This window comes from Streptomyces griseosporeus, assembly GCF_014656055.1.
In the GTDB taxonomy this organism is placed as follows: Bacteria; Actinomycetota; Actinomycetes; order Streptomycetales; family Streptomycetaceae; genus Streptomyces; species Streptomyces griseosporeus.
Window position 1 is genome coordinate 462,437 of the sequence record NZ_BNBR01000003.1, and the last position, 25,701, is coordinate 488,137.

20 protein-coding genes are annotated in these 25,701 nt (G+C 73.3%); 7 read left to right on the top strand and 13 right to left on the bottom strand.

Annotation, left to right across the window (positions count from 1 at the left end):
- Window positions 1–62 precede the first annotated feature (62 nt).
- Window positions 63–1,232 carry a C40 family peptidase gene (locus tag IE308_RS16825; RefSeq protein WP_190218834.1) on the top strand — a complete coding sequence of 390 codons (1,170 nt, stop codon included), beginning with the start codon at window positions 63–65 and terminating at the stop codon, window positions 1,230–1,232.
- On the opposite strand, the gene IE308_RS16830 is transcribed toward IE308_RS16825, so the two are convergent.
- From IE308_RS16830 to IE308_RS16850, 5 genes are all read right to left on the bottom strand, one after another.
- Complete coding sequence (locus tag IE308_RS16830) at window positions 1,187–2,458, bottom strand: styrene monooxygenase/indole monooxygenase family protein (RefSeq protein ID WP_190218577.1); 1,272 nt, start codon at window positions 2,456–2,458, stop codon at window positions 1,187–1,189. The two genes, IE308_RS16825 and IE308_RS16830, sit on opposite strands and share 46 nt — an antisense overlap.
- 96 nt (window positions 2,459–2,554) lie before the next feature.
- Window positions 2,555–3,190 carry a GTP-binding protein gene (locus IE308_RS16835; protein ID WP_110630555.1) on the bottom strand — a complete coding sequence of 212 codons (636 nt, stop codon included), beginning with the start codon at window positions 3,188–3,190 and terminating at the stop codon, window positions 2,555–2,557.
- Window positions 3,171–3,602, bottom strand: coding sequence for a DUF742 domain-containing protein (locus tag IE308_RS16840; RefSeq protein ID WP_110630553.1), 432 nt, complete (start codon window positions 3,600–3,602; stop codon window positions 3,171–3,173). The genes IE308_RS16835 and IE308_RS16840 overlap by 20 nt, the downstream gene beginning before the upstream one ends.
- The gene (locus tag IE308_RS16845; RefSeq protein ID WP_110630551.1) at window positions 3,599–4,102 is read right to left on the bottom strand and encodes a roadblock/LC7 domain-containing protein; all 504 of its coding nucleotides are present in this window, start codon (window positions 4,100–4,102) and stop codon (window positions 3,599–3,601) included. Before IE308_RS16845 ends, IE308_RS16840 begins: the two co-directional genes overlap by 4 nt.
- Entirely contained in the window at window positions 4,099–7,422 is a 3,324-nt protein-coding gene (locus IE308_RS16850) for a sensor histidine kinase (RefSeq protein ID WP_444545354.1), read from the bottom strand. Before IE308_RS16850 ends, IE308_RS16845 begins: the two co-directional genes overlap by 4 nt.
- A 356-nt stretch (window positions 7,423–7,778) precedes the next feature.
- On the opposite strand from IE308_RS16850, the gene IE308_RS16855 reads away from it, so the two are divergent.
- Complete coding sequence (locus tag IE308_RS16855; RefSeq protein WP_190218579.1) at window positions 7,779–8,570, top strand: protein phosphatase 2C domain-containing protein; 792 nt, start codon at window positions 7,779–7,781, stop codon at window positions 8,568–8,570.
- A gap of 96 nt (window positions 8,571–8,666) precedes the next feature.
- On the top strand, window positions 8,667–12,458 hold the full coding sequence (locus IE308_RS37230) for a HEAT repeat domain-containing protein (RefSeq protein WP_190218580.1): 3,792 nt from the start codon (window positions 8,667–8,669) through the stop codon (window positions 12,456–12,458).
- Window positions 12,459–12,477: 19 nt separating this feature from the next.
- Here the strand turns inward: IE308_RS37230 and IE308_RS16865 are convergent, their stop codons facing one another.
- A complete protein-coding gene (locus IE308_RS16865; protein ID WP_190218581.1) occupies window positions 12,478–12,972 on the bottom strand; it encodes a MarR family winged helix-turn-helix transcriptional regulator in 495 nt (164 codons plus the stop codon).
- Between the two features lie 241 nt (window positions 12,973–13,213).
- On the opposite strand from IE308_RS16865, the gene IE308_RS16870 reads away from it, so the two are divergent.
- On the top strand, window positions 13,214–14,041 hold the full coding sequence (locus IE308_RS16870) for a lysozyme (protein ID WP_190218582.1): 828 nt from the start codon (window positions 13,214–13,216) through the stop codon (window positions 14,039–14,041).
- A 50-nt stretch (window positions 14,042–14,091) separates the two neighbouring features.
- Here IE308_RS16870 and IE308_RS16875 read toward each other — a convergent pair whose 3' ends face one another.
- Window positions 14,092–14,331, bottom strand: a complete 240-nt coding sequence (locus IE308_RS16875; protein ID WP_110630538.1) for a response regulator transcription factor — start codon at window positions 14,329–14,331, stop codon at window positions 14,092–14,094.
- Window positions 14,332–14,522: 191 nt separating this feature from the next.
- Here IE308_RS16875 and IE308_RS16880 point away from each other — a divergent pair, with 191 nt between their 5' ends.
- A complete protein-coding gene (locus IE308_RS16880; protein ID WP_229908904.1) occupies window positions 14,523–16,937 on the top strand; it encodes a SpoIIE family protein phosphatase in 2,415 nt (804 codons plus the stop codon).
- A gap of 57 nt (window positions 16,938–16,994) precedes the next feature.
- Here IE308_RS16880 and IE308_RS16885 read toward each other — a convergent pair whose 3' ends face one another.
- The 5 genes from IE308_RS16885 to lon all read right to left on the bottom strand — a co-directional run bounded on the left by IE308_RS16885 (window position 16,995) and on the right by lon (window position 23,082).
- The gene (locus tag IE308_RS16885) at window positions 16,995–17,891 is read right to left on the bottom strand and encodes a hypothetical protein (protein ID WP_190218584.1); all 897 of its coding nucleotides are present in this window, start codon (window positions 17,889–17,891) and stop codon (window positions 16,995–16,997) included.
- A gap of 17 nt (window positions 17,892–17,908) precedes the next feature.
- Window positions 17,909–18,391 carry a hypothetical protein gene (locus IE308_RS16890; RefSeq protein ID WP_190218585.1) on the bottom strand — a complete coding sequence of 161 codons (483 nt, stop codon included), beginning with the start codon at window positions 18,389–18,391 and terminating at the stop codon, window positions 17,909–17,911.
- Window positions 18,392–18,463: 72 nt separating this feature from the next.
- The gene (locus tag IE308_RS37235; RefSeq protein WP_190218586.1) at window positions 18,464–19,441 is read right to left on the bottom strand and encodes a hypothetical protein; all 978 of its coding nucleotides are present in this window, start codon (window positions 19,439–19,441) and stop codon (window positions 18,464–18,466) included.
- Between the two features lie 136 nt (window positions 19,442–19,577).
- A complete protein-coding gene (locus IE308_RS16900; protein ID WP_110630527.1) occupies window positions 19,578–20,570 on the bottom strand; it encodes a serine/threonine-protein kinase in 993 nt (330 codons plus the stop codon).
- Window positions 20,571–20,667: 97 nt separating this feature from the next.
- The gene (lon, locus tag IE308_RS16905; protein WP_190218587.1) at window positions 20,668–23,082 is read right to left on the bottom strand and encodes an endopeptidase La; all 2,415 of its coding nucleotides are present in this window, start codon (window positions 23,080–23,082) and stop codon (window positions 20,668–20,670) included.
- 175 nt (window positions 23,083–23,257) lie between these two features.
- Between lon and IE308_RS16910 the strand changes: the two genes are divergently transcribed.
- Entirely contained in the window at window positions 23,258–23,920 is a 663-nt protein-coding gene (locus tag IE308_RS16910) for a GNAT family N-acetyltransferase (protein ID WP_190218588.1), read from the top strand.
- Here IE308_RS16910 and IE308_RS16915 read toward each other — a convergent pair.
- Window positions 23,917–24,807, bottom strand: a complete 891-nt coding sequence (locus tag IE308_RS16915; protein ID WP_190218589.1) for a rhomboid-like protein — start codon at window positions 24,805–24,807, stop codon at window positions 23,917–23,919. The genes IE308_RS16910 and IE308_RS16915 overlap by 4 nt on opposite strands.
- A 189-nt stretch (window positions 24,808–24,996) precedes the next feature.
- On the opposite strand from IE308_RS16915, the gene IE308_RS16920 reads away from it, so the two are divergent.
- Entirely contained in the window at window positions 24,997–25,674 is a 678-nt protein-coding gene (locus IE308_RS16920) for a spermine/spermidine synthase domain-containing protein (protein WP_110630520.1), read from the top strand.
- The last annotated feature ends 27 nt before the right edge of the window (window positions 25,675–25,701 follow it).

A 25,701-nucleotide genomic window follows, 5' to 3' on the forward strand; every position in this document is an offset into this window, starting at 1 on the left:
GATGCTCACGGTGCGGAGCGGAACCCACCGCCCACACCGGAGGTGATGACGTGTCAGGAAGCTTGCCCGGCCGCCTCGTACGTCTGGTCTGCACGGCAGCGACGGCCGCCCAGCTCGTACTCCTGCCCCTGTCCGCGGCCGTCCCCGCCGCGGCCGTACCGCAGCCGGACGGCGGTGAACGGTCCACGGCACAGCTGCTGACGGACCTTCAGCGGCTGTACCGGGAGGCCGAGCGGGCCACGGAGACGTACAACGCGACCGAGGAGGAGCTGAAGAAACGCCGCGCGGAGGCGGACCGGCTCGACGCCGCGCTCGCCCGCGCCCGCCTCGGTCTGCACGACAGCCGGGGCGCCGCGGGGCGGCTGGCCCGGCAGCAGTACCAGAGCGCCGGCACCCTCTCCCCGTACGTACGGCTGCTGCTGGCCCGCGACCCCCAGCAGGCCCTGGACGAGGGGCATGTGATCGGCAGGGTGGCCCGGGAGCGGGCCGAGACGGTGGCACGGCTGACGGCCGGCGAACGCCGCAGCCGGGACCTGGCGCGCGCGGCCCGCAAGGCGCTGGACGACCAGCTCACGCTCGCCGCACGGCAGAAGAAGCAGCGCGACGACGTACAGAGGCGGTTGCACGAGGTGGAGGAGCTGCTCGCCTCGCTCACCGCGGACCAGCTCACCGAGCTGGCCGAGCTGGAGCGCACCGAGGTCGACGAGGCCCAGCGGAAGCTGACCGCGTCCGGGGCGCTGGCCGCCGACGACGCCAAGCCCTCCGACCGGGGCGACCGGGCGCTGCGCTATGCCGAGCGGCAGCTCGGGAAGCCGTACGAGTGGGGCGCGGAGGGCCCGGCGTCGTACGACTGCTCGGGCCTGACGGAACAGGCGTGGGCGGCGGCGGGGGCGCCCATCCCCCGCACCAGCCAGGAGCAGTGGGCGCGGCTGCCGCACATTCCGCTGCGCGAGCTGCGCCCGGGGGATCTGGTGCTGTACTTCCCGGAGGCGACGCACGTGGCGATCTACGCGGGCGGGGGGACGGTGATCCAGGCCCCGCGCACGGGGGAGCGGATCAAACGCTCCCCCATCGCGGCCTACCCGATCCTCGGGGCGGTACGACCGGACAGCTCCCCCGCCACCGGCCACGCCCCGGCCAAGTCACCGGCGCCTGCGCCGGCACCGGGTCAGGCACCTACACCCGCTCAGGCACCGGCACCGGCCCCGGCACCCGCCACGGACGCCAGATAGGCCTCCGCCTTCTCCGGCTCGTAGAAGTACTCCTCGAAGTCGGCGGGGTTGTCGAACCCGTTGGCGAACCGATCCGCCACCGGCTGGAGCTGCCCGGCCGCGCCGATGAGGTTGAGGATGTGCTCGGGCGGCGGCGCCAGCATCGCGTTGGTCCACTTGGTGACGTGCTGCGCGGTGGCCCAGTACCGCTCGAAGGTGGCCTGCATCCACGCCTCGTCGAAGGGCCGGTCCCCGTGCTCCAGGATCGAGGCGAGGTAGGCCGCGGCGCACTTGGACGCGGAGTTGGAGCCCTGGCCGGTGATCGGGTCGTTGGCGACGACGACGTCGGCCACGCCGAGGACGAGGCCGCCGGAGGGCAGCCGGCCGATGGGCTTGCGCACGGTGGGCGCGTAGCGGCCGGACAGCGTGCCGCCGGCGTCGGTCAGCTCGACCTTGGTCGCGCGGGCGTACTCCCAGGGGGTGTACCGCTCCATGAGTTCCAGGGTCAGGGAGAGGTGCTCCGCCGGGTCCTTGACGCCCTTGAAGACGTCGAGCGGGCCGCCGGGTATGCCCTCCCAGAAGAGGATGTCGGCGCGGCCGGAGGTGGTGAACGTCGGCATCACGAACAGCTCGCCGACGCCGGGCACGAGGTTGCAGCGGACCGCGTCGTACTCCGGGTGCTCCGGGCGCGGGCCGAGGCCGTGGACGTAGGCCACGGCGAGGGCGCGCTGCGGCTCGTTGTAGGGGGACTTCGCCGCGTCCCGCTCGAACATCGACACCAGCTCGCCCTTGCCGGCCGAGACGAGGACGAGGTCGTAGGTACGGGAGAAGTAGTCGAGGTCGGAGACGGCGGCGCCGTGGATGACGAGCTGGCCGCCGCGCTGGGCGAAGGTCTCCATCCAGCCGGCCATCTTCACGCGCTGGTCGACGGACTGTGCGTACCCGTCGAGCCGGCCCACCCAGTCGATGGCGCGGGCCGCGGGGCCCTCGGCCCAGGAGCCGGGGGCCGCCACCGAGACGCCGAGTCCCTCGATCTTCGGGGCCTGGGACTCCCAGAAGTTCAGCTGGAGATCGCGCTCGTGCTGCAGGGCGGTGTCGAACATGCACTGCGTGGACATGACCCGGCCGGAGCGGATCTCGTCCGCGGTCCGGTTCGACATCAGGGTGACCTCGTAGCCGTGCGACTGGAGGCCGAGGGCGAGCTGGAGGCCGGACTGGCCGGCCCCTACGACGAGTATCTTCCGCATGCGGAACGTCTCCTAGGTGAACTACAGGGGGCTGCTCGGGACCGCTCGGGACCCGGGACCACTCGGGACCCGGGACCACTCGGGACCGCTCGGGGACTACTCCGGGGTCTCCTCGAGCGCGTGGGCCACGAGGGCGAGGAGGGTCTCGATGACCGAGATCCGGCGCCGCGCATCCATGATCATGACAGGTATGTGCGGGGGAATCGTGAGGGCCTCGCGGACGTCCTCGGGTTCGAACAGCTCACTGCCGTCGAAGTGGTTGACCGCGACGACGTACGGCAGCCCGCAGCTCTCGAAGTAGTCGAGCGCGGGGAAGCAGTCCTTCAGCCGGCGGGTGTCGGCCATGACGACGGCGCCGATCGCGCCGCGCACCAGGTCGTCCCACATGAACCAGAACCGCTGCTGGCCCGGCGTGCCGAACAGGTACAGCACGAGGTCGTCGTCGAGCGTGATGCGACCGAAGTCCATGGCCACGGTGGTGGTCTGCTTCTCCGGCGTGGCGGTGAGGTCGTCGGTCTCCTCGCTCGCCTCGGTCATCAGCGCCTCCGTCTGCAGGGGCGTGATCTCCGAGACGGAGCCGACCAGCGTGGTCTTGCCGACGCCGAAGCCTCCGGCCACGACGATCTTCGTGGCGATGGGGGCCCGGGTGCGGTCCGTCTGCCAGGCCTTCAGGTCGTCGTCGGGCTCGACGAGTGGGGAGACGCCTGCGGCGTCAGAGACGGCGGAGTCCACTCAGCACCCTTTCCAGCAGCGCGCGGTCCGGACGGCCCGTGCCATGGCCGGTTCCGGTGCCGTACACACGGATCTTTCCCTGGTCCGCGAGGTCGCTCAGCAGGACGCGGACCACGCCGAGCGGCATCTTCAGCAGCGCGGCGATCTCGGCCACCGTGCGCATACGGCGGCACAGTTCGACGATGGCCCGCATCTCCGGCATCCCGCGGGTGGCGAGCGTACCGTTCGTCAGTTCCTTGCGCTCCTCCGGGGCGTCCAGCGCCGCGACGAAGGTCTCGACGAGGAGGACGTGGCCGAAACGGGTACGGCCGCCGGTGAGGGAGTAGGGGCGGACGCGGGCGGGTTTGCGGTCGGCGCCGCGCATGGGCAGCCGGGTCGCCTTCGGCGCCGGAGAACCGTTGCTGCTGCTCATCGGCTGCTCCCCGCCGCGGTCGACTCGGTCTCCAGGGATTTCCTCAGCTCGCTGCGGAGTTCGGGGGTGAGCACGTGGCCGGCCCGGCCGACGAACAGGGCCATGTGGTAGGCCACGACGCTCATGTCGCAGTCGGCGGAGCCGTGGACGCCGAGCAGTGAGCCGTCGCTGATCGACATGACGAACAGGCTGCCCTCGTCCATGGCGACCATGGTGTGCTTGACGCCGCCGTACTCCATGAGCTTCGCGGCGCCGACGGTGAGGCTGCCGATGCCGGAGACGATGGTGGCGAGGTCGGCGGCGGAGCCCCGGGGGCCGGTGCGCTGCTGCTGGGTCCTGGCCTCCTCGTTGCGGCCCGGGTCGGAGGAGAGCAGCAGCAGGCCGTCGGACGAGACGACGGCCACGGACTGGATGCCCGGCACCTCCTCGACCAGGTTGGTCAGCAGCCAGTGCAGATTGCGGGCTTCACTGCTCAGTCCGAAGGTACTGGGCGCGGTCAACTGCTTGCCTCCTCGACTGTGCCCCCCGTGTCTTCTTCGGCGTGTGTCTGTCCTGCGTACGGTGCCTGGTTCTGGGCGGTCTGCTCGGCGATCTCGGCCTCCGCGTCGCGGTAGCCGGCCACCGCCCCCTGGCGGAAGCCGCCGAGCCTGCGGCGCAGGGCGTCGGCGTCCACTGATCCGGTCCGCTGGCGCGGGGCCCGGGCGGTCGGTGCGGTGATCCTCGGGGTGCGCTTGGGCAGCCCCTTGGCGGTGAGCTGGTCCTCGCCGTCGTCGGGGGTGCGCTGGTGTTCGTCGTCGGTGTCGCTCTCGGCGGGTGCCCCAGAGGGGGCGTCCCGGTCGGCGCTGACCGGGGGTGCGTAGGGAGCGGTGGGCTCTGCCCGGGGCTCCGTGGGAGCGGTCGGCTCGGGGGTCGTGGGTGCGTGTCCGGCCGGCTCGGCCGGGGGCGTGGGTGCGTGTCCGGCCGGCTCCGCCGGGGGCGTGGGTGCGGGGCCGGTCGGCTGCTGCGGGAGCAGGAGTTCCATGGTGGTCTCGGCGGGGGTCTCCAGCGGCCGTGCGTCCGGCCGCGCCGCCTCCGCCACGCGCGTGTGGTCCCGCGCCGCCTCGTCGGCGGAGGCGGGGGCGGTCTCCTGCCGCGGCGCCTCCGCCCTGTCGTCCGGGGCCGGCTGCTCCCTGACAGGGGTGGCCTGGCCGGGCTCCGGGGCGTGCTCGCCGATGGCGGGGGCGGTCTGGCCCCGCTCCGGGGCGTACTCGCCGATGGCGGGGGCTGAGCCCCGCTCCGGGACATGCTCGCCGATGGCGGGGGCGACCTGGCCCGGCTCCGGGGCCTGCTCCCCCATGACAGGGGCGACCTGGCCCGGCTCCCGGGCCTGCTCCCCCGCGGCGGGGGCCGCCTGGCCCGGCCCCGGCGTCGCGGCCTGGGACTCGGGCTCGGCATCGGCCTGGGACTCGGGCTCGGCATCGGCCTGGGCCACCGCCTCGGCCTCGGCCTGGGGCGCCGCCTCGGCCTCGGCTTCGGTCGCGGACTCGGCCGGGTGGGGCGTCGTACCCCCCGGCCGGTCCTCCGCCTCCGCCGCGCGTACCGCGCGCTCCGCGAGGGCCACCACCGGGTCGGTGTTCTTGGGGCGGCCGGGGAGTTCGTTGGAGTTGGCCTCGGCGTCGGCGCCGGGGAGGGAGAAGGTGTGGGTGGCGGCCGAGGCGGGGGACGCCGGCGGCACCGCGGCGGGCGCAGCGTCGGCCAGGAGCGTGGCCGGGAGGACGACGACCGCGGCGACCCCGCCCTGCTTCTGCTCGCGCAGCTGCACGCGGACGCCGTACCGGTGGGCGAGGCGGGCCACGACGTACAGGCCGAGCCCGAGTCCGTCCTCGCCCTCCTGGTCGTACGGCGTGTTCGGGTCGAAGTCGGCGAGGCGGGCGTTGAGGCGGGTGAGGCGGTCGTCGGTCATGCCGATGCCCTCGTCCTGGACGGAGAGCATCACCTCGCCGCTCTCCAGCAGCCAGCCGGAGACCTCGACGGGCACGTCGGGCGGGGAGAACGCGGTGGCGTTCTCCATGAGTTCGGCGAGCAGGTGCGAGAGGTCGTCGGCGGCGAAGCCCGCCACGTGCGCGTGCGGGGGCAGCGCGGCGATGCGGACGCGCTCGTACCGTTCGATCTCGCTGACCGCCGCGCGGACGACGTCGACCAGCGGTACGGGGTTCGCGTGCTGCTGGACGTGTTCGGTGCCGGCGAGGACCAGCAGGTTCTCGCTGTGCCGGCGCATGACCGTGGCGAAGTGGTCGAGCTTGAACAGCGTGGCGAGGCGGTCGGGGTCCTGCTCCCGCTCCTCCAGGCTCTCGATGACGGCCAGTTGGCGCTCGACCAGTCCGAGCGTGCGCAGGGCGAGGTTGACGAAGGTGGAGCCGATGCTGCCGCGCAGCCGCTGGAGCTGTGCGGCGGACTCGGCGAGTTCGGCGCGCAGTTCCTCGCGGGCGTCGGCCATCTTCTGCCGCTGCCCGACGAGGTGCTTGCGGTCGGCCTCCAGGGTGGCGACGCGTTCGGCGAGGGCGGCGGCGTGCGCGTGCAGGGCGTTGACGGAGCGGACGACCTGGGCGAACTCGTCGTTGCGGCCGGTGAACTTGACCGGCTCCTCGGCGGCCGGGTCCTCGGCCTGCGCGAGGCGGGCCGAGCCGAGGCGGAGGACGGCGAGCGGGCGGGTGAGGCTGCGGGCCATGCCGGTGGCGATGCCGACGGCGAGCAGCATCAGCGCGCCGAGTACGGCGATGCGGATCTCCAGCGCGGTGACGTCGTCGTCGCGCAGTTGCTCGAGTTCCTTGACGCGGTGGTCGTAGAGGGCGGCCTCGGCGCCGCGCATGAGGTCGACGCGGGCGGAGAGCGCGGCGTCGACCTTCTTGGCGCTGGTGCCGAGTTCGTCCTCGTCGAGGGTGGGCTGGTCGGTGAGGCCGGCCAGGTAGCGGTCGGCGGTGCCGACCTCGGGTCCGGTGACCGTGGCGTCGTAGGAGGAGACGGCCGTGCGGGGGCCGTTCTCGTGGAAGTCGGCGAGCGCGGCGTCGGAGCGCAGCCGGGCCTGCTGGGCTGCGGCGGTGAGCGCGCCGCGGGCCTTGGTGTCGGCGTCGGAGGAGCCGGTGACCTCTTCCGGCAGGCCGGTGATCGGGTCGATCTCGGTCTCGGTGGTGGTCGGCACGTTCAGCGCGGCGACGAGCAGGCCGCGGGCGGCGGCGGCCTGCTGGACGGCCGTGTCCAGCTCGGCGAGGGTGTGGGCGCCGGAGCCGGCCCGGGACGGCGTCCGTTCGGCGAGCTGCTCGGCGAGGCGGTGCAGCTCGGTGATGGTGGCGGTGTAGGCCCGGTGCGCTTCGACGGGGCCGTCCTTGCCGGTGAGGGCGGCGCGGCGGACGGCGGCGATGCCGTCGAGGTCCTGGCGCAGCGCGGCCGGCAGGTCGGTGTCGGCGCGCAGTTCCTCGATCTGGCGGTCGACGCGGGCGCTGCGCTGCTCGTCGGGTGCCTTGGCGCGGGGGCGGCCGGCGGCGACGTACGAGGTGACGTCGTCGCGTTCGTCGGCGAGGGCGTGGGCGAGCACGAGCGCGTCCTGGGTGCGCTCGGCCAGCGTGACCAGATCCTGGGAGTCCTTCAGCCGGCCGGAGGCGGCCAGCACGGAGGGCGCGCCGGCGCCGGCGATGGCGGCGGCCACCACGGCGACGGCGACGATCAGCCGGTTGCGCACATGGGTCGGGCGGCCCTTGCCGACGGGTGGGCGCTCCGCGCTCCCCTCGGAGGCCGACTGCTTGCCTGTGCGCCGAGGCCGCGTCTTCTGCACCGGTGCTCGCATTCCTGACTCGTGTACCCATGGACCCAGGTGACGCACTGTCAGTCCCTGTGCACACCTGGTACGGTTTCCGACCCTCCCAGTGCCGGTGGGCACTGGTCGCGCATCACCTGACCCGCCACCCGAAGGAGTGAACATCGGAGGGGAGTTGGCGGGCAAGTTCCTCTGGCGCGTGCAGCGGCCTTGCGCGGCGGGCCGGTTGGACGTCGGCGGCGGGCTTTGGCAGTATTCGCCGCCACCGCTTCCCGGAGTGCGCCATTCCCTCCCAAACCCGGCGCCCGGCCTGTGCGGGTGCGGCGATGGCGCGACGTTTGCCAGCCGTTTGCGGAGCATGTGAAGGGGTCGTGCAGACTGGCCGGATGCGTACGGAACTTGTCTCGGAGCCCGGCGGCCGCGACCGCGACAACGAGGACTTCGCGAGTGTCGGAGTTCCCGCTTCCGGACGGGGTGGATCACTGGTGGTCCTGGACGGGGTGACGCCGCCGCGGGGCGGCACGGGGTGTCTGCATTCGGTCCCCTGGTACACCGCTCGCCTCGGGGGCGCGCTGACCGAACTGACCGTTTCACTCCCGGATGTTCCCCTGTCCGACGCTCTTGCCCGCGCCATCGCCCGTACCGCTCAGCTGCACGCGGGAACCTGTGACCTTTCTCACGCTCGCACGCCGCAGGCAACCGTGGTCGTGGCCCGCTGGTCGGCGGAGTCGGTGGAGTACCTGGTGCTGTCCGACTCGGCCCTGCTGCTGGAGTCCCCGGACGGCACGGTCACGCCGGTCCTCGACGACCGGCTCGCGCTGCTGCCGCCGTCGGCCCTGGTGAGCGACGACGTCATCGACGCGACCCTGCGCAACAGGGAGGGCGGGTTCTTCACGGCCGCGGCCGACCCGTCCGTGGCCGCCCTGGCGGTGACGGGTTCGGTGCCGCGTGCCGAGGTGCGCGCGCTGGCGGCGCTGACGGACGGGGCGGGCCGCTGGGTGGAGAAATTCCGCGAGGGCGACTGGGCGGACTGCCTCACCCTGATCGCCAAGGAGGGGGCGCGGGCCCTGGTGGACCGGGTGCGGGCGCTGGAACGGGCGGACGACGCGGGGCGGCGGGTGTTCCTGGGGCGCAGCAAGACGCACGACGACGCGACGGTGGTGTACGTGGAGTTGTGAACAACGGGGGCGGGTGTCAGTGCCTTCCGGTATGACGGAGGGACGAGACGCCGGCTGAGGGGGCAGGCGCATGGCAGTGCTCGGGGGCGGTGCGCGGTGAGTCTGTTCGCCTGGCTGAAGCGGCGGCCGCGGCCGGAGGGGACGGAGACGGCCGGGGCGGTGGACGTCAGGGTGCGCGGCGCGGAGGCGTACGGCGTCGGGGGCGACGTGGTCGGCAGTGCCGTCGGCCCGCACAGCACGGTGACGTACATCCAGCAGCTGGTGCAGCGGTTCGAGGTGACCGGCGACGGCCGCGCGCCGCTGACTCCGCGGGAGGTCGCGGAGGCGATCGGCGCGTACGCGGCGCAGGTGCGCCAGCGCTACGGCCGGCTGGACCTGGAGGTGCTGATACCGAGCGACGTGGGCGACGGCCATCCGGCGGTGCGGTTGCGGGAGGTGTTCGTGCCGCCGCTGCTGCGGGCGGACCCGCCGCCGCCCGAGCTGCCGCCCGAGCTGCGCAAGCGGCTGCTGCTCAGCGGTGATCTGCCGGCCGACGAGGAGCTGCCGCCGGGGGTGCGCAGGGAGGCGCTGGAGCGACTGCGGCAGGCCTATCTGGACCGCCCGCCGGTGCCGCTGCTGGACGTCGTCACGGACCCGAAGTGCGGGCGGCTGGTGCTGCTGGGCGACCCGGGCGCGGGCAAGTCGACCCTGGGCCGCTATCTCGCGCTGGGCCTGACCTCCGGGAGGCCGCCCGCCGAGCTGGCCCGGCTGGCGGGGTGGCTGCCGGTGGTGGTGGAGCTGCGCAAGTACGCGGAACCGCGGTGGCGGGAGCGGACGTTCGAGGACTTCCTCGACCATCTGCACCGGATGGAGAGCATGTCGGTGCCGTCGGAGGTGCTGCGCAGGTGCCTGACGGACGGCAGGGTGCTGGTGGTCTTCGACGGCCTGGACGAGATCTTCGACCCGGCGGTGCGGGACGAGGTGAGCCGCCGTATCGCGGGCTTCGCCGGGCGGTACGGCGGGGCGCGGATCATCGTCACCTCGCGGGTGATCGGGTACCGGGGGGCGGTGCTGGACGGTGCGGGCTTCGGGCACCACATGATCCAGGACCTGACGCGGGAGCAGATCGGCGAGTTCGCGCGGCGCTGGTACGGCACGGTGTGCGGGGGTGATCCGGCGGAGTGCGATCGGCTGTCCGGGCGGATCACGGCGGCGGTCGCGCACTCCCGTCCGGTGCGTGAACTGGCGGGCAATCCGCTGCTGCTGACGATCCTCGCGATCATCGGCCGCCGGCAGGAGCTGCCGCGTGACCGGCAGGGCGTGTACGACCACGCGGTGCGCGTCCTGACGGCCCGTTGGGACCAGGAGGCGAAGCTCCTCAAGCCGACGGCGGAGACGGAGGTGCTGCGGCACCTGGACGACGAGGACCGCCGTGAGCTGCTGCGGCTGCTGGCCCGGCGGATGCAGGACGGCGAGGGCGGCATCGCGGGCAACCGGATCCACGGCACGGAGCTGGAGGAGGTGTTCAAGGAGTACCTCCGGGAGATCTGGGGGCTGCCGCTGCCGGAGGCGACGGTGGCGGCGCGGGAGATGAAGCGGCAGTTCGAGGAGCGGAACTTCATCCTGAGCCGGTTCGGCGGCGAGGTGTACGGCTTCGTGCACCGGGCGTTTCTGGAGTACCTGGCGGCGATCGACATCGCGCAGCGGTACGCGGCCCGGGAGTGGACGGAGGACGAGCTGATCGACCAGGTCTTCGTCCGCCGCGCCGAGGACCCGAACTGGCACGAGGTGCTGTTGCTGCTGGTGGGGTTGCTGGAGCGGCAGATCAGTGTGGGGGTGGCGGGGAGGGCGGTGGACGCGTTGCTGGAGAGGGACGCGCGGTCCCCCCGGTGGATGCCCGGACTGCTGGTGCTCGCGGTGCGGGCGCTGGCCGAGGTGCGGCGCATCGCGGTGCTGGACCGGCAGAGCCGGGTGGCGGTCGACCGGCTCGTCCACTACCTGGAGCGGTACGGATCGACGGGCGGCGTCGCCGAACTCGCCGCCGTCCGGCCCGCCCTGGCGACCTTCCCCGAGCATTGGCGGGGCCGCTGCCACCTCCTGCGCTGGTTCCACGTCAGAGGGCAGTTCCGCCGGGGCAGCCGGCCCATGGCGGCGGCCCCGCTGGCCTGCGAGCTGTACGACGCTCCCGAGCTGCCGACGGCACTGGCGCGGCACGCCCCGGCCTCCCCCGTCCGCTCGGCCGCCCTCCGTCTGCTGGCCGAGCGCCGGCCCGGTGATCCGGGCGTACGCGACCTGCTGGCCGAGCGCGCCGCGACGGACCCTGACACGCCGGTACGGGCCACTTGTCTGGAGCTGCTGGCCGAGCGGTGGGCCGACCTTCCGGAGACACAGGCGCTCGTACGCAAGGCCGTCGTCGAGGACCCCGATCCAAGGGCGCGCGAAGCCGCCCTGGGGATGCTGGCCCGGCACTGGTGCAGCGCACCAGAGACGCTTGCCCTGGTCCGCCGGGCGCTGTCCCAGGACGAGGACGATGCCGTGCGGGGTGCCGCTCTCGGGGTGCTGACCGATCACTGGTCGCAGGACCCGGAGACGACGGCGACCTGCCATGACCTCGCGGTGCGGGACGGCAGCGCGCTGGTGCGGGTCACGGCCCTGCGCTTCCTGGCGCCCGAGCTGACCGACGCCCTGTGGGAGCGGGCCGCTGCGGACCCCGACGTGGGCGTGCGCCGCACGGTCCTGCGCCATCAGGCCGACCAGGACCCTCCGAGCCCCCGGGCGCGCCCGATGGTCCGCCGGCTGGCGGTCGAGGACGAGGACTGGACGCTGCGGTACACCGCCCTGCAACTGCTCGCGCGGCACTGGGCGGAGGATGAGGACACCGGTGCGTTCCTCCGGAGCCGCGCCGTCGCCGACGCCCATGTCGCCGTCAAGGACGGTGCTCTCACCTTCCTCACCCTTCACTGGCCCGACGACGAGCGGACGGCCGCGCTGCTGAGGTCCCGGGCGGTGGACGACGAGGACGAGGACGTCCGCGCCAGAGCCCTGCAACTCCTCGTGCAGCTCCGCGCGAAGGACACCGGCACACGGGAGTTGGTACGCGACCGCCTCGTCCACGACAGGCACTGGTACGTCCAGCACGTGGCGCTCGGTCTGCTCGTCCAGCACTGGCCCGACCACCCGGACACGGCCGCCCTGCTGTGGAAGGTCGCCGCCACGACCGATGCCGCCACGCGCGACGAGGCCCTGCGGCATCTGGTCGAGCAGCGGATGAAACCGCAGGCCACGCATCGCCTCGTCCATGAGCTGGCCGCCGACGACAGCACCGCCGGCGGCACGCGCCAGACGGCACTCCAGTTGCTGGCCACCCACTGGGCCGATCAGCCGGGCACCCACCTGCTCGTCCGCGCCGTGTGCGCCGACGAGGACTTCGGGGCCGTCCCCTTTGTGCTCACCCTGCTGACCCGGCACTGGCCCGACGACCCCGGCACCCGCCCCACGGTCCTCGACCGCGCCGTGCACGACGCGCGGGCGGAGGTCCGGGCCGCCGCCCTGGACCTGCTCGGCGAACACTGGCCCGCCACCCCCGACCTCCCCGAGCTGTACCGCGACCGCGCGCTCCACGACCCCGACCCCGGCATCCGCACCACCGCGCTGCAGCACTACGCCTGGGAGGTCACCACCGACGAGGCCGCCGTCTTCGTCGGCGGACGGCTCAGCGGCGATGTGGCGGCCGAGGTGCGGATCGCCGCCGCCCGCATCCTCGCCTTCGCCTGGCCGGGGCACCCGGACACCCTGCGGCTCCTCAGGGAACGGATCGACAGCGACCGGAGTGAGGACGTCCGCGAGGAGGCCGCCCGTATGCTCGCCGCCGCCCGAGACCTGGCCCCCTTCCAGGACAAGCTCCCCTGACCGCCCGGCAGAGGTCAGCTCACCTCTGTTCCATCCCCCGGTTCAACTGGTTCAGCAGCCGCGCCAGTTCCGCGACCTCCCGCCGGTCCCAGTGGGAGAGCTTGCTGACGTACCGCGCGCGGCGGGCGTCGCGGACGCGGCCGACGCGGCGGTGGCCCTCCTCCGTGAGGTGGACCAGCCAGGCGCGGCCGTCCGCCGGGTCGGGCTCGCGGGCCACCAGGCCCAGTTCCTCCAGGGCGCGCAGCTGGCGGGACATGGTGGCCTTGCCGACGCCGATGTAGGCGGCCAGCTCGGTGGCGCGCTGACGGCCGCACTCGTCGAGCCGTACGAGCAGGCCGTACGCCGCCGACTCCAGGTCCGGATGGACCTCGCGGGCCATCTCGCCCTGGTTGGCCCGGGCCCGCCGCAGGAACACCGTCAACTCGCGTTCCAGCGCCAGGAATTCCTGGTCCACACCACTCGGCGGCGCGGGGCGTTCGCCCCGCTGTCCGCCGCCGTTCTGGTCCTCGTGCACGTCAGTCCCCTGATCCGGTTTCCCGATCCTGAAAGTTTCCTTCGGCCGCCGTCATCTCCGCAGCTCCGCCAGTATTTCGCAGGGCTAGACCAACGGCGGCTCCCAGCCCCCCTTCCGCCGGCGGGTCTACGTGCGTAGCTTCTTCACCAGGAAAGTGAATGGCATGCCCACGCCAGTATCGCCGTGGGCCCCGTGCAGCACGTCGACCAGCGTTCCCCACCAACGCTTCCGGAGGCACGTCATGCCCGTGCACAGACCCGGCTCCCCCCGCCGGCTCCCCCGCGCCCGCCTCGCTCTCACCGCCGTCGCGGCCCTGCTCGCGGCGCTCTCGTCCGCCCTGCCCGCCCGGGCCGCCGACACCCCGGCCCGCGGCTCCGCCTACATGGGCATGGGCGTCCTGGCGCACGACGGCCAGGCCGGCACGCCCGTCCCCGGCGACGCCACCCAGACGGAGGGCGTCGACGTCTCCGGCCACCAGGGCAACGTCGCCTGGTCCACGCTGTGGGGCAGCGGCGTGAAGTGGGCCTATGTGAAGGCCACGGAGGGGACGTACTACACGAACCCCTACTTCGCCCAGCAGTACAACGGCTCGTACAACGTCGGCATGATCCGCGGCTCGTACCACTTCGCCACCCCGGACACCACCAGCGGCGCCACGCAGGCCAACTACTTCGTGGACCACGGCGGCGGCTGGTCCGGGGACGGCAAGACGCTGCCGGGCGCGCTCGACATCGAGTGGAACCCGTACGGGGCCGCCTGCTACGGCAAGACGCAGAGCGGGATGGTCACCTGGATCCGTGACTTCCTGAACCAGTACAAGGCGCGCACCGGCCGGGACGCCGTGATCTACACGGCGACGAGCTGGTGGAAGCAGTGCACCGGCAACTACGGCGGCTTCGCCTCGTACAACCCGCTGTGGATCGCCCGCTACGCCACCGACGTGGGCGAGCTGCCCGCCGGGTGGGCGTACTACACGATGTGGCAGTACACCTCCTCCGGCCCGACGGTCGGCGACCACGACAAGTTCAACGGGGCCTACGACCGCCTCCAGGCGCTCGCCCTCGGCTGACGCACGGCGTCCCACCGCACGGCCGCTCCCCCCGGGGGCGGCCGTGCGTGTCACAGGCCCAGGGCGATCGCCACGCGGGTCAGCTCGGCCGTGCCGGCGAGGCCGAGCTTGGCGCGGATGCGGCGCAGGTAGGTGTCGACCGTGTGCGGGGAGACGCCCATCGCGCGGGCCGTCTGCAGGTAGGTGCGTCCGGCCGCGATGTGCCGCAGCGTCTCGAGCTCGCGCGGGGACAGCTCCTGCCGCGGCGCGGGGACGGGTGCTTCGGTTCGGGAAAGGGCGCTGACCCACATGGGACGTTCTCCGGCTCCTGTCGCTGATCGGTTTTTGCTGGCTCCCGCCACTGACCGGGCGTAATGCCCGGATAAGTGCAGGTGCTCCCCTTCACGCCGGAATGCCGGACTCCGGTTGCATCGGCGCCAAGATTCTTCCGGCGGCCGCCGCTGCGTTGGTGCTCCGTGCCGCCCGGGACGATGCTGGTCCTGTGACGTACACGGCGACCGCCACCATCGACGAGCGGGGCGTGCTGACCGGATGGAGCGAGGGCGCCCGGCAGCTGCTCGGCCACGAGGCCCCGGCGGTCGTCGGCCGGCCGGCCGCGGAACTGCTGGCCGGCAGCCCGGAAGGCGCCGCGCGCGCCCTGGCCGGGCGGCGGCGCTGGCACGGCAGCGTGGTCCTGCGCCACCGGGACGGACGCCGCATGGAGCTGCGGCTCCTCGCCCACCGCCGCACCCCCGAGCAGGGGGCCGCCGACTGGCTCGTCGTGACCGCCGTACCCGAGGGGCCGCCGGACGACGGGCGGGAACCGGTCGCCGAGTGGGCCTTCACCCAGTCCCCCTACACGCTCGCGGTCTTCGGCACCGACCTGCGCCTGCTGCGCGCCAACCGGCGGATGGAGCGGGCGCTGTCCCTGCCGGAGGCGGCCATGCGCGGGCTGGCCCTGCCGGACATCGCGCCCGGGGCCGCCGGCGAGGAGATCGGCCGGCAGCTGCGGCTGGCCGTGGCGAGCGGCGAGCCCACGGAGACGGCGGCCCGCCTCTCCCCCGAACTGGGCCGGCCCACCGTCCTCACCCCGCTCAAGGACGGCTCCGGGCGGGTACGGGCCGTCTGCCTCACCGCCCCCCGGCGCGCCCAGGACTCCGCAGTCCGCCCCTGGAACCAGGACACCGCCGCGCGGGTGCTGTCCCGGCCCGGCGGCACCGGCACCCGCGGCGACGGCACCGACGACCCGGGCCGCGCCGCGCAGGAACTCGCCGAGGACACCGTGCCTGGCCTCGCCGACTACGTCGCCGTGGACCTGCTCGACTCCCCCCGGCCCGCGGGCCACACCGACCCGGGGCCCGGCGGCATGCTCGTGCTGCGCCGGGCCGCCGTACGGGCGCTCCCCGGCGACGGCGGCCGCGCGCCCGGCGCCGCGGCGGGCGAGATGACCGCCTACGAACCCGGGTCGCCCCCCGCGGAGTGCCTGGCCACGGGAAGTCCCGTCCTCTACGACACCACCGACCCGGCCGTCGCCGCCTGGGCGGAGAGCGACCCGGGCGCCGCCTGGCTGCGCGCCTACGGCACCCGGTCCCTGATGGTGGTACCGCTGCTCGCCGAGGGGAACCGGCTCGGCGTCGCCCTCTTCGGCCGCCACCGCCGCCAGGAGCCCTTCGGCCCGCAGGAGCTGCGGCTCGCCGAGGACCTCACGGCACGCGCCGCCGGCGCCCTGCACAAGGCCCGCGGCTCCTCCTGGTCCCGCACCACCACGATGGCCCTGCAGCGCAGCCTGCTCCCGCACACCCTGCCCGACCAGGCGGCCCTGGAGATCGCCACCCGCTATCTGCCCGCGGCCACCCGGGCCGGCGTGGGCGGCGACTGGTTCGACGTGATCCCGCTGTCCGCGGCCCGGGTGGCCCTCGTCGTCGGCGACGTCGTCGGCCACGGCATCCGCGCCTCCGCCACCATGGGCCGGCTGCGCACCGCCGTGCGCACCCTCGCCGACGTCGACCTGCCCGCCGACGAGCTGCTCACCCACCTCGACGACCTCGTGCTGCGCCTGGCCGCCGACGAGGGCAGCGGGGACCCGGCGGCCGAGACCGCCGGCGGCATCGGCACCACCTGCCTGTACGCCGTCTACGACCCCGTCTCGCGCCGGTGCAGCATGGCCCGGGCCGGCCATCCGCCGCCCGCCGTCGTCACCCCCGACGGCTCGGTCCGCTTCCTCGACGTGCCCGCCGGACCGCCCCTGGGGCTCGGCGGGCTGCCCTTCGAGGTGTTCGAGACCGAACTGCCCGAGGGCAGCCTGCTCGCCCTCTACACCGACGGGCTGCTGGAGGCCCGCGACCACGACATCGACGTGGCGCTGGACAAGCTGTTCGCCGCGCTCGGCCGGCCCGCCACCTCACTCGACTCCGTCTGCGACCGGGTCCTCGCCGAGCTGCTGAGCCACCGCCCCGACGACGACATCGCCCTGCTCGTCGCCCGCACCCGCGCCCTGCACGAGGACCGGGTGGCCTCCTGGGACCTGGAGAGCGACCCGGCGATCGTCTCCCGCGCCCGCCGCGCCGCCGCCGAGCAGCTGACCAGCTGGGGGCTGGACGACGCCGCCTTCGTCACCGAGATGGTCGTCAGCGAGCTGGTCACCAACGCCATCCGCTACGGCCGCCCGCCCGTCCGGCTCCGCCTCATCCACCAGGACGACACCCTGGTCAGCGAGGTCTACGACTCCAGCGGCACCACCCCGCACATGCGGCGCGCCCGCATCTTCGACGAGGGCGGGCGCGGCCTGCTGCTGGTGGCCCAGCTGGCCGACCGCTGGGGCACCCGGCACGACCGGGTCGGCAAGACGGTCTGGGCGGAACAGTCCCTGTCGGGGCCGGGCGCCCTGGGAGCCCTGGGCCTGGGCCTGGGCCTGTGACGGCAGCGCGCCGCCCCGCCGGGGGAGGGACGGCGGGGCGGCGGGTCGGTGGGCTCCTTACTTGACGACCACGTCATCGGGGTGTCCGCCCGCGGGGGGCGCCTGCGGGTCGGGGGTCGGGGGTGTGCCGGTCGTTCCGGTGGACCCGGTGGATCCGGAGGACCCGGAGGAATCGGTCGTGCCGGTGGAGTCGGTCTTGCCCGGGTCGGTCTTGCCGGAGTCCTTCGGGTCCGTGGAGTCCTTCGGGTCCGTAGAGTCCTTCGGGTCCGTGGAATCGGTCTTGCCGGAGTCCGTCGAGCCCTTCGAGTCCGTGGAGCCCTTCGAGTCGGTCGAGTCCGTCGAGCCCTTCGAGTCCGGGTCGCCCGGCTTCCGCGGCTTGTCCGGGGTCGAGGGCTTGTCCGGCGTCGAGGGCTTCTCCGGGGTCGAGGAGTCGGGGGCGTGGTCGTCGGGGCAGTGGTTTCCGTTGCCGCCGCCGCTGCCGGTGCCGTTCTGACCGTCCCGGCCGTTCTGGCCGCCGCACTTGCCCCGGCCGCCACGTCCGCCGGCGCCGCCGGTGCCGCTCTGGCCGGGCTCCGTGCACACCGGCGGGGTGGTGCCCGTGCCGTTGCCGCCCTTGCCGCCGTTCCCGCCGTCGCCGCGCTGACAGTAATCGTCGTCGCCGTGGTGGTGACGGTGGTGATGGTGGTGGTGTTTCCGGTGGTGATGGCGTCCCTTGTGATCCTTCTTTTCCTCGTGCTTCTTGTGGTCGTGCTTCTTGTGGTCGTTCTTCTTGTCGTTCTTCTTGTCGTCCTTCTTCTCGTCGTGCTTCGCGTGCTCCTGGACCTGGCCGTGAGCCGTCGGCGCCGCGAGCACCGCGCCCGCCGGTATCAGAACGCCGCCGACGGCGAGGAACAGGGAGACCGCCGCGGCGGCCAGAGTGTTCTTACGGGCGGAGGGACGAGCGTTCTTTTCCATCGGAGTCTCCATGAGAATCAGTTGCCTGCCAGGACGGACCAGTCTTTTTCGAGATAGGCCTTTTTCCAGGACCCGACCTCGGATTTCGGCATGTCGTATTTCTCGGCTATCTGCGCCTCGGTGGCGCCGCCGTTGAGAAGGACCAGGACGACCCGCACCTTGTCGGCCAGGGTGAGTTCGCCCTTGGGCTTGTCCGGCAGGTCGCTGTAGCGGGTGCAGTCGTGGGTGCCGGACTTTCCGGGCTCTCCCGGCTTTCCGGGGCTGCCGTTCTCGCCGCTGTCCCCGCCCTTGCCGCCGGCACCGCCGGTGCCGCACTCGGAGGTGCCGGCCGTGCCCTGCGCGGGCTGCGCGGACCCGGTGGCCGTGGTGGGCGTCCGGTGGTCCGGCCCGGCGTCCGCCCCCGCGCCCGGGGTGCAGGAGATGCCGGCGGAGACCGCCACCGCAGCGGCGGCGAGGGCGAGCGAGCGGCGCCAGATCTTCCAGAGGGGGGTGGTGCTCATGGGGTGCTCCTCGGAGTGGGAAGGAGCGGCGGGGGTGAGGACCGTGCGGGCCCTCACCCCCGCCGCCGCGGATCAGACCGCGTCGCCGCCGTCGCCGCCGTCGCCGCCCACGACGCCACCGGTGCCACCGGCACCGCCGTCGCCGCCGGTGGTCCCGCCGGTGCCGCCCTTGCCGCCGTCGCCGCCCTGAACGCCACCGGCACCACCGGTGCCGCCGTCGCCGCCGGTCGTCCCGCCGGTACCGCCGGTCCCGCCGTCGCCACCCTTGACGCCACCGGCACCACCCGTGCCGCCGTCGCCGCCGGTCTTGCCGCCGTCGCCGCCCTTACCGCCGTCGCCGCCCTGAACGCCACCGGTACCGCCGGTGCCGCCCTTGCCGCCTTCGTCCTTGCCCTTGCCGCCCTTGCCGCCGTCGCCGCCCTTGACGCCACCCGCGCCGCCGGCTCCGCCGTCACCGCCCTTCTTGGGCTCCTCCTTCTTGGGGTCCTTCTTGGGGTCGTCCTTCTTGGGGTCGTCCTTCTTCGGGTCGTCCTTCTTCGGGTCGTCCTTCTTCGGGTCGTCCTTCTTCGGGTCCTTCTTGGGGTCGTCCTTCTTCGGGTCGTCCTTCTTGTGGTCGTCCTTCTTGTGGTCGTCCTTCTTGTGGTCGTCCTTCTTGTGGTGGTCGTGCTTGCCGTGGTCGTGGTCCCAGTCGTCGTTCCAGTGGTCGTGGTGGTCGTTCCAGTGGTCGTGGTCGTGGTCGTGACCGCCGTCCTTGTACCACTTGCAGTGCCAGTGCTTCTCCCAGTGGCCGTGCTTCTTGTGCCAGTGCTTCCAGCAGTGCTTGTGCCAGTGGTGGTGACCGTGGTCGTGCTTGCTGTGGGTGGCGACCATCGTCACCGCCGCGGAATCGGGCATCGAGGTCGCCGAGGCCATTCCCGCCGCCGGCAGAACCACACCTCCGGCCCCCACCACGGTCGACGCCACGATCGTCGCGATACGGATTCCGCGCCTCGGACGACGGGTGCGGATTTCCTCGCCGTTCTCGTAACGCTTGTCGTCGATACCGGTCATGATTTCTCTCCTACTTTCCGAGGGGCCTTTTCGTTGTCCGGTCTTTCCGGTTCGGCCCGTGCTTCAAGTAGGCCGGAACGCGACGACAGGGTCACGTTCCGAGGACTCGGGACTTGACGACAGGAAGGGCAGCGGGTTACAAGCGGCCGCGCAGCACGGGCCCGGCCCAGTCGGGCGGCTCGGGCACCCGGGCGGGAGCCGGGGCGATACCGGCGACGCGGGAGTCCACGACGGTCGGGGTGCGGCCGCGGGGACCGGCGCCGTCCGTGGCGGCGCGCAGGGCGGCCACGAACTCCAGACAGGAGTCGTGGCGGTCGTCGGGGAGCTTGGCCAGCGCCGTCAGCAGCACCTCGTCGGCGGCCTCGGGAATGTCCGGCCGGGCGGCGGTGAGGGCGGGCGGCGGGTCGTACTGGTGCGCCCAGAGCAGGTCCATGGCGTCCTCGCGCTGGAACGGCGGGGCGCCCGTGAGCAGCTCGTGGACGACGCAGGCGAGGCTGTAGAGGTCGGACCGGCCGTCGACGGGACGGCCCGCGATGCGCTCCGGGGCCACGTAGTCGAGGGTGCCGACGAACTCGCCGGCCGTGGTGAACCCGGTGAGCGACAGGGACTTCTTCGCCAGTCCGAAGTCGGTGAGGTAGACGTGCTCGGGGTGGTCGCTGTCGATGCCCTTGGCGACCAGGACGTTGCCGGGCTTGACGTCCCGGTGGACCAGTTCGTGCGCGTGGGCCGCGTCGAGCGCGGACGCCAGCTGGGCGGCGATGCGCAGCACGGTCGGCACGGGCAGCGGTCCGTCCCGGTCGAGCAGGGCGCTGAGGTCCAGCCCGTGGACGTAGCACATGGCGATGTACAGCACGCCGTCCGCCTCGCCGGCCTCGAAGACCGGGACGATGTGGGGGTGCTCGATGCTCGCGGCGACCCGGGACTCGTGGGCGAAACGGCGGCGGAAGGCGTCGTTGCGGGTGTACTCGGGGGCGAGCAGCTTGAGGGCGACGGTGCGGCCGAGGCGGAGGTCGGCGGCGCAGTAGACGACGGCCATGCCGCCGCGGCCCAGCTCGCGCTCGACGCGGTAGCCGGCGATCTCCGTCCCGATCCCGATGAGCGCGGAGGGGCGGCCCACCTGCCCTGTCACGCCTGAATTCTATCGGTTCATCCACAGGCGCACCCATGCGGAAGGCCCGGGGCTCCCCAGCGGGAGACCCGGGCCTTCTCTCACCCCATGGCGTCCGTCACGCCGCCACGGGAACCTCCGCCGGCGCCTCGTTCGTCGCCGGTGCGAGGGCCAGTTCCAGGACCTGGCGGACGTCGGTGACGGTGTGGACGTCGAGCTTGTCCAGGACCTCGGCGGGGACGTCGTCCAGGTCGGGTTCGTTGCGCTTGGGGATGATCACCGTGGTGACCCCGGCGCGGTGGGCGGCGAGCAGCTTCTGCTTCACGCCGCCGATGGGCAGCACGCGGCCGGTCAGCGAGACCTCGCCGGTCATCGCCACGTCGGTGCGGACCAGGCGGCCGGAGAGCAGCGAGGCCAGGGCGGTCGTCATGGTGATGCCGGCGCTGGGGCCGTCCTTGGGGACTGCGCCCGCCGGGAAGTGGATGTGCACGCCCCGGTCCTTCAGGTCGCCGACGGGCAGCTCCAGTTCGGCGCCGTGGCTGCGCAGGAAGGACAGGGCGATCTGCGCGCTCTCCTTCATCACGTCGCCGAGCTGCCCGGTCAGGGTCAGGCCCGCCGCGCCGGTCTCCGGGTCGGCCAGGGACGCCTCGACGTAGAGCACGTCGCCGCCCGCGCCGGTGACCGCGAGGCCGGTGGCCACGCCGGGCACCGAGGTGCGGCGCTCGGCCGGGTCCTGGGCGGACTCGGGCACGTGGTGCGGCCGGCCGATGAGGTCGCGCAGGTGGTCGGCGGTGACGGTGAACGGCAGCTCCTGCTCGCCCAGTTCGTGCTTGGCCGCCACCTTGCGCAGGAGCCGGGCGACGGACCGCTCCAGGGTGCGCACGCCGGCCTCGCGGGTGTACTCGCCGGCGAGCTTGCGCAGGGCGCCCTCGTCGATGGTGACCTCGTCCCTGCCGAGGCCGGCCCGCTCCAGCTGGCGCGGGAGCAGGTGGTCGCGGGCGATGACGATCTTCTCGTCCTCGGTGTAGCCGTCGAGGCGGACGATCTCCATACGGTCGGCGAGCGCCTCCGGGATGGCCTCCAGGACGTTGGCGGTGGCGAGGAAGACGACGTCGGAGAGGTCGAGTTCGACCTCCAGGTAGTGGTCGCGGAAGGTGTGGTTCTGCGCCGGGTCCAGGACCTCCAGGAGGGCGGCGGCGGGGTCGCCGCGGAAGTCGGAGCCGACCTTGTCGATCTCGTCGAGGAGGACGACGGGGTTCATCGACCCGGCCTCCTTGACGGCGCGGACGATCCGGCCGGGCAGCGCGCCGACGTAGGTACGGCGGTGGCCGCGGATCTCGGCCTCGTCGCGGACGCCGCCGAGCGCGACGCGGACGAACTTGCGGCCCATGGCGTGGGCGACACTCTCCCCCAGACTGGTCTTTCCGACACCAGGGGGACCGACCAGGGCGAGTACGGCACCGCCGCGGCGGCCGCCGATCACGCCGAGGCCGCGGTCGGCGCGGCGCTTGCGCACGGCCAGGTACTCGGTGATGCGCTCCTTGACGTCCTCCAGGCCGGCGTGTTCGGCGTCGAGGACGGCCTTGGCGCCCTGGATGTCGTAGGCGTCCTCGGTGCGCTCGTTCCACGGCATCTCCAGGACCGTGTCGAGCCAGGTGCGGATCCAGGAGCCCTCGGGTGAGGCGTCGGAGGCGCGCTCCAGCTTGTCGACCTCCTTGAGGGCGGCCTCGCGGACCTTCTCGGGCAGGTCGGCGGCCTCGACGCGGGCGCGGTAGTCGTCGGACTCCTCGCCCTCCTGCTCGCCGTTCAGCTCGCGCAACTCCTTGCGGACGGCCTCCAGCTGACGGCGCAGCAGGAACTCGCGCTGCTGCTTGTCGACGCCTTCCTGGACGTCCTTGGCGATGGTCTCGGCGACCTCCTGCTCGGCGAGGTGGTCGCGCAGCTGCTGGGTGGCGAGCCGGAGGCGGGCGACCGGGTCGGCGGTCTCCAGCAGGGCCACCTTCTGGTCGGTGGTGAGGAAGGGCGAGTAGCCGGAGTTGTCGGCGAGCGCGGAGACGTCGTCGATGGCCTGGACGCGGTCCACGACCTGCCAGGCGCCGCGCTTCTTCAGCCAGCTGGTGGCGAGTGCCTTGTACTCCTTGACGAGTTCGGTGACGTGTCCGGGCAGCGGCTCGGGCACGGTCTCGTCGATCTGCGTGCCCTCGACCCACAGCGCAGCACCCGGGCCGGTGGTGCCGGCGCCGATCTTGACGCGGCCGCGGCCGCGGATCAGGGCGCCCGGGTCACCGTCGGCCAGCCGGCCGACCTGCTCGACGGTGCCGAGGACACCGGTGCTCGCGTACGTCCCGTCGATGCGCGGCACCAGCAGGACCCTGGGCTTTCCGGGCTGGGAGGTGGCGGCGGCCTGGGCGGCCTCCACCGCCGCGCGCACCTCGGAGTCGCTCAGGTCCAGCGGAACCACCATCCCGGGCAGCACGACCTCGTCGTCGAGCGGCAGCACAGGCAGGGTGAGCGGTGTGGACGTCGAAGCCATGATCTCCCCTTCGGCAGTCAAGTTGAGCTATGCCGACTCAATGCTTGTGATCCACCGATTGTTCCCCGAGCCCTGTTCGCTCTCGGCGATCACGTCTCGCGAAGGGGACGACCCGCCCCATAGTGTCGGCACGGTAATAGCCGCTTCGGCTTCTCACCAATTACAGGAGGACGGCGTGGACGGGATCGTGCGGGCCTGGGTCGACGGCTGGACCGTGTCGCGCGGGGCGGCCCCGCCGGTGATCGAGCCGTGGGGCTGCACCATCGACGTCGGCCTCGACGGGCATCCCACCCGCCATGTCTTCGGCGCGCTCGGCGACGCCGTCGACGAGGCCGCCGTACGGAAGGTCGCGGACGGCGTGACCGGGGCCGGGGTGTGGCTCAAGGTGTTCCGCGACCCGGCCGAGACCGGCGGCTGGCTCGGCCCCGCCTGGTGGATCGACCCCGAGCCCGGCTACCTCATGTCCGTGCCGCTGAGCCCGGCCGAGGACGCGCCGGCCGTCCCCGACGGATACCGGCTGCGCACCTGGGCGCGCGGCGGCGTCGTCCGCGCGATGGTCGCTGCGCCGGACGGCTCCTTCGCCGCGCGCGGGCAGATCGCCCCGACCGGCGCGACCGCGGTCGCCGACCAGATCGAGACGTCCCCCGCGCACCGCCGCCGCGGCCTCGGCAGCCTCGTCATGCGCACGCTCCAGCGCGCGGCGGCCGCACAGGGCGCGGAAACCGGCGTCCTGGCCGGCACCCCGGCGGGCCGGGCCCTGTACGAGAGCCTGGGCTGGCGGGTGGAGGCGCTGCTGACGAGCGCGAAGTACCTCGGGAGGGGCGGCGAGCCGTCCTAGGACGCGGCCGCGAGAGCGGTGGCCGCTTCGCCGCGTCGCCGTAGCGCGGGCCACCACGCGATGCCGATCGCCACGGATATCAGGTGGCCCCAGCTGGTCATCGGGTCGGCGAGGGTCAGCAGGCCCGTCACCGCCGCCCCGGCGAACAGGGTGAGCAGCGGCCAGCGCAGCCACGGGCCGAGCAGACCGGCCAGCGCGCCGGCACACGCGGCGACGCCGAAGCTGATGCCGTAGTCCAGGCGGTGCAGGGAACTGTCGGGCAGGTGCCCGGCGAGGACGGCGAGGCCCACCGGGATCTCGGTGGCGAGGGTGGCGAGCACATGCCCGGCCAGGAAGACACCGGCGGTACGCAGCGCGCCGATCCGCCGCTCCAGCGTGCCGAGGACGACCACGAAGAGCAGGGCGTACGGCGACAGGATGCCGCCCGCCACCCACAGTCCGCTGGCCAGCAGCACCGGCACCGGCGCCCGCAGCAGGTGGGCCACATCGGTGCTGGAGGCCTGGTGGAGGGCGTACACGAGGGCGGGGTCGGCGTACCGGGCGACCAGTGAGGTCACGGCGAGGACGGCGGCGTAGGCGAGGGTGAAGGGGATTCCGGCGGCACGGCGGAGCAGGTGGCTCAGGGACCGGGCCTTTTCGGGGGCGGGAGCGGTTTCCGGCCTGGTCGCCGAGGCGGACGCCGGCTCCGGCGCCGGGACCAGCGCGGACGGCCTGCCCACCGCCACCGTGTCCGGTGTCACCCGCGCCGCCCGCACCGGCCCCCGCTGCCGCGGCACCCCGTCGAGCAGTCCCGTGACGTCGGCGAGGGGCGCCGGCGGGGTCGGTTCCGAGGGCGTTCCGGATGCCGTACCCGAGGCCGCCGCCTCGGCCGGAGCTGTGCGGTTCACGGTGAGGCGCTCCTTCCGTCCCGCCCCACCCAACGGCCCCACCGGCCCCGTTGTCTGTGACCGGCGCCACGGGGAGGGGGATGCACAGCAACCTCTCAAGGTGCCCCTACCCCCGCGGGATCCCTTTCAGCGCCACTCCTCGGAGGTAATTCCGTCAACAAACCGTCAGCAGGGTGTCAGGATGGCGCCATGTCCACCTCCTACGACATCCCCGAAGTCCTGGACCGTCGTGAGGGCCCCTGGGGCGAGGTCGTGCTGCGCCGCCACGGCGCGCTGCTGCAGATCATCGCCAACGGCTGCTTCCTGATGGACACCTCCGACGGCCGTTCCGAAAGACGCCTGGTCGACGCCGCGTTGGACGCGCTCGACGACCGCCCGGCACCGCATGTGCTGATCGGCGGGCTGGGGGTCGGCTTCTCGCTGGCGCATGCAGCCGCGAATTCCCGCTGGGGCCGCATCACCGTCGTCGAGCGGGAGCCCGCGGTCATCGACTGGCACCGCACCGGCCCCCTCGCGGAACTGACCCGCGACGCCCTCGCCGACCCGCGCACCGAGATCGTGGAAGCGGACCTGGTGGAGTACGTCAATGAGACATCCGCCACGTACGACGCGCTCTGCCTGGACATCGACAACGGCCCCGACTGGACCGTCACCGACGGCAACGACGGGCTGTACGCGAAGCCCGGACTGGCAAGCTGCGCAAGGGTGTTGAGGCCCGGCGGGGTGCTCGCGGTGTGGTCCGCGCAGCCGTCCCCGGATTTCGAAGAAACCTTGGGGAATGTCGGGTTCCAACAGGTGCGTACGGAAGAGATCCCCGTTGCCCGAGGCGTTCCGGACGTCGTGCACCTCGGCGTCCGCCCTGGATAGCAAAGCCGTGGTGACTCCCCGTACGCT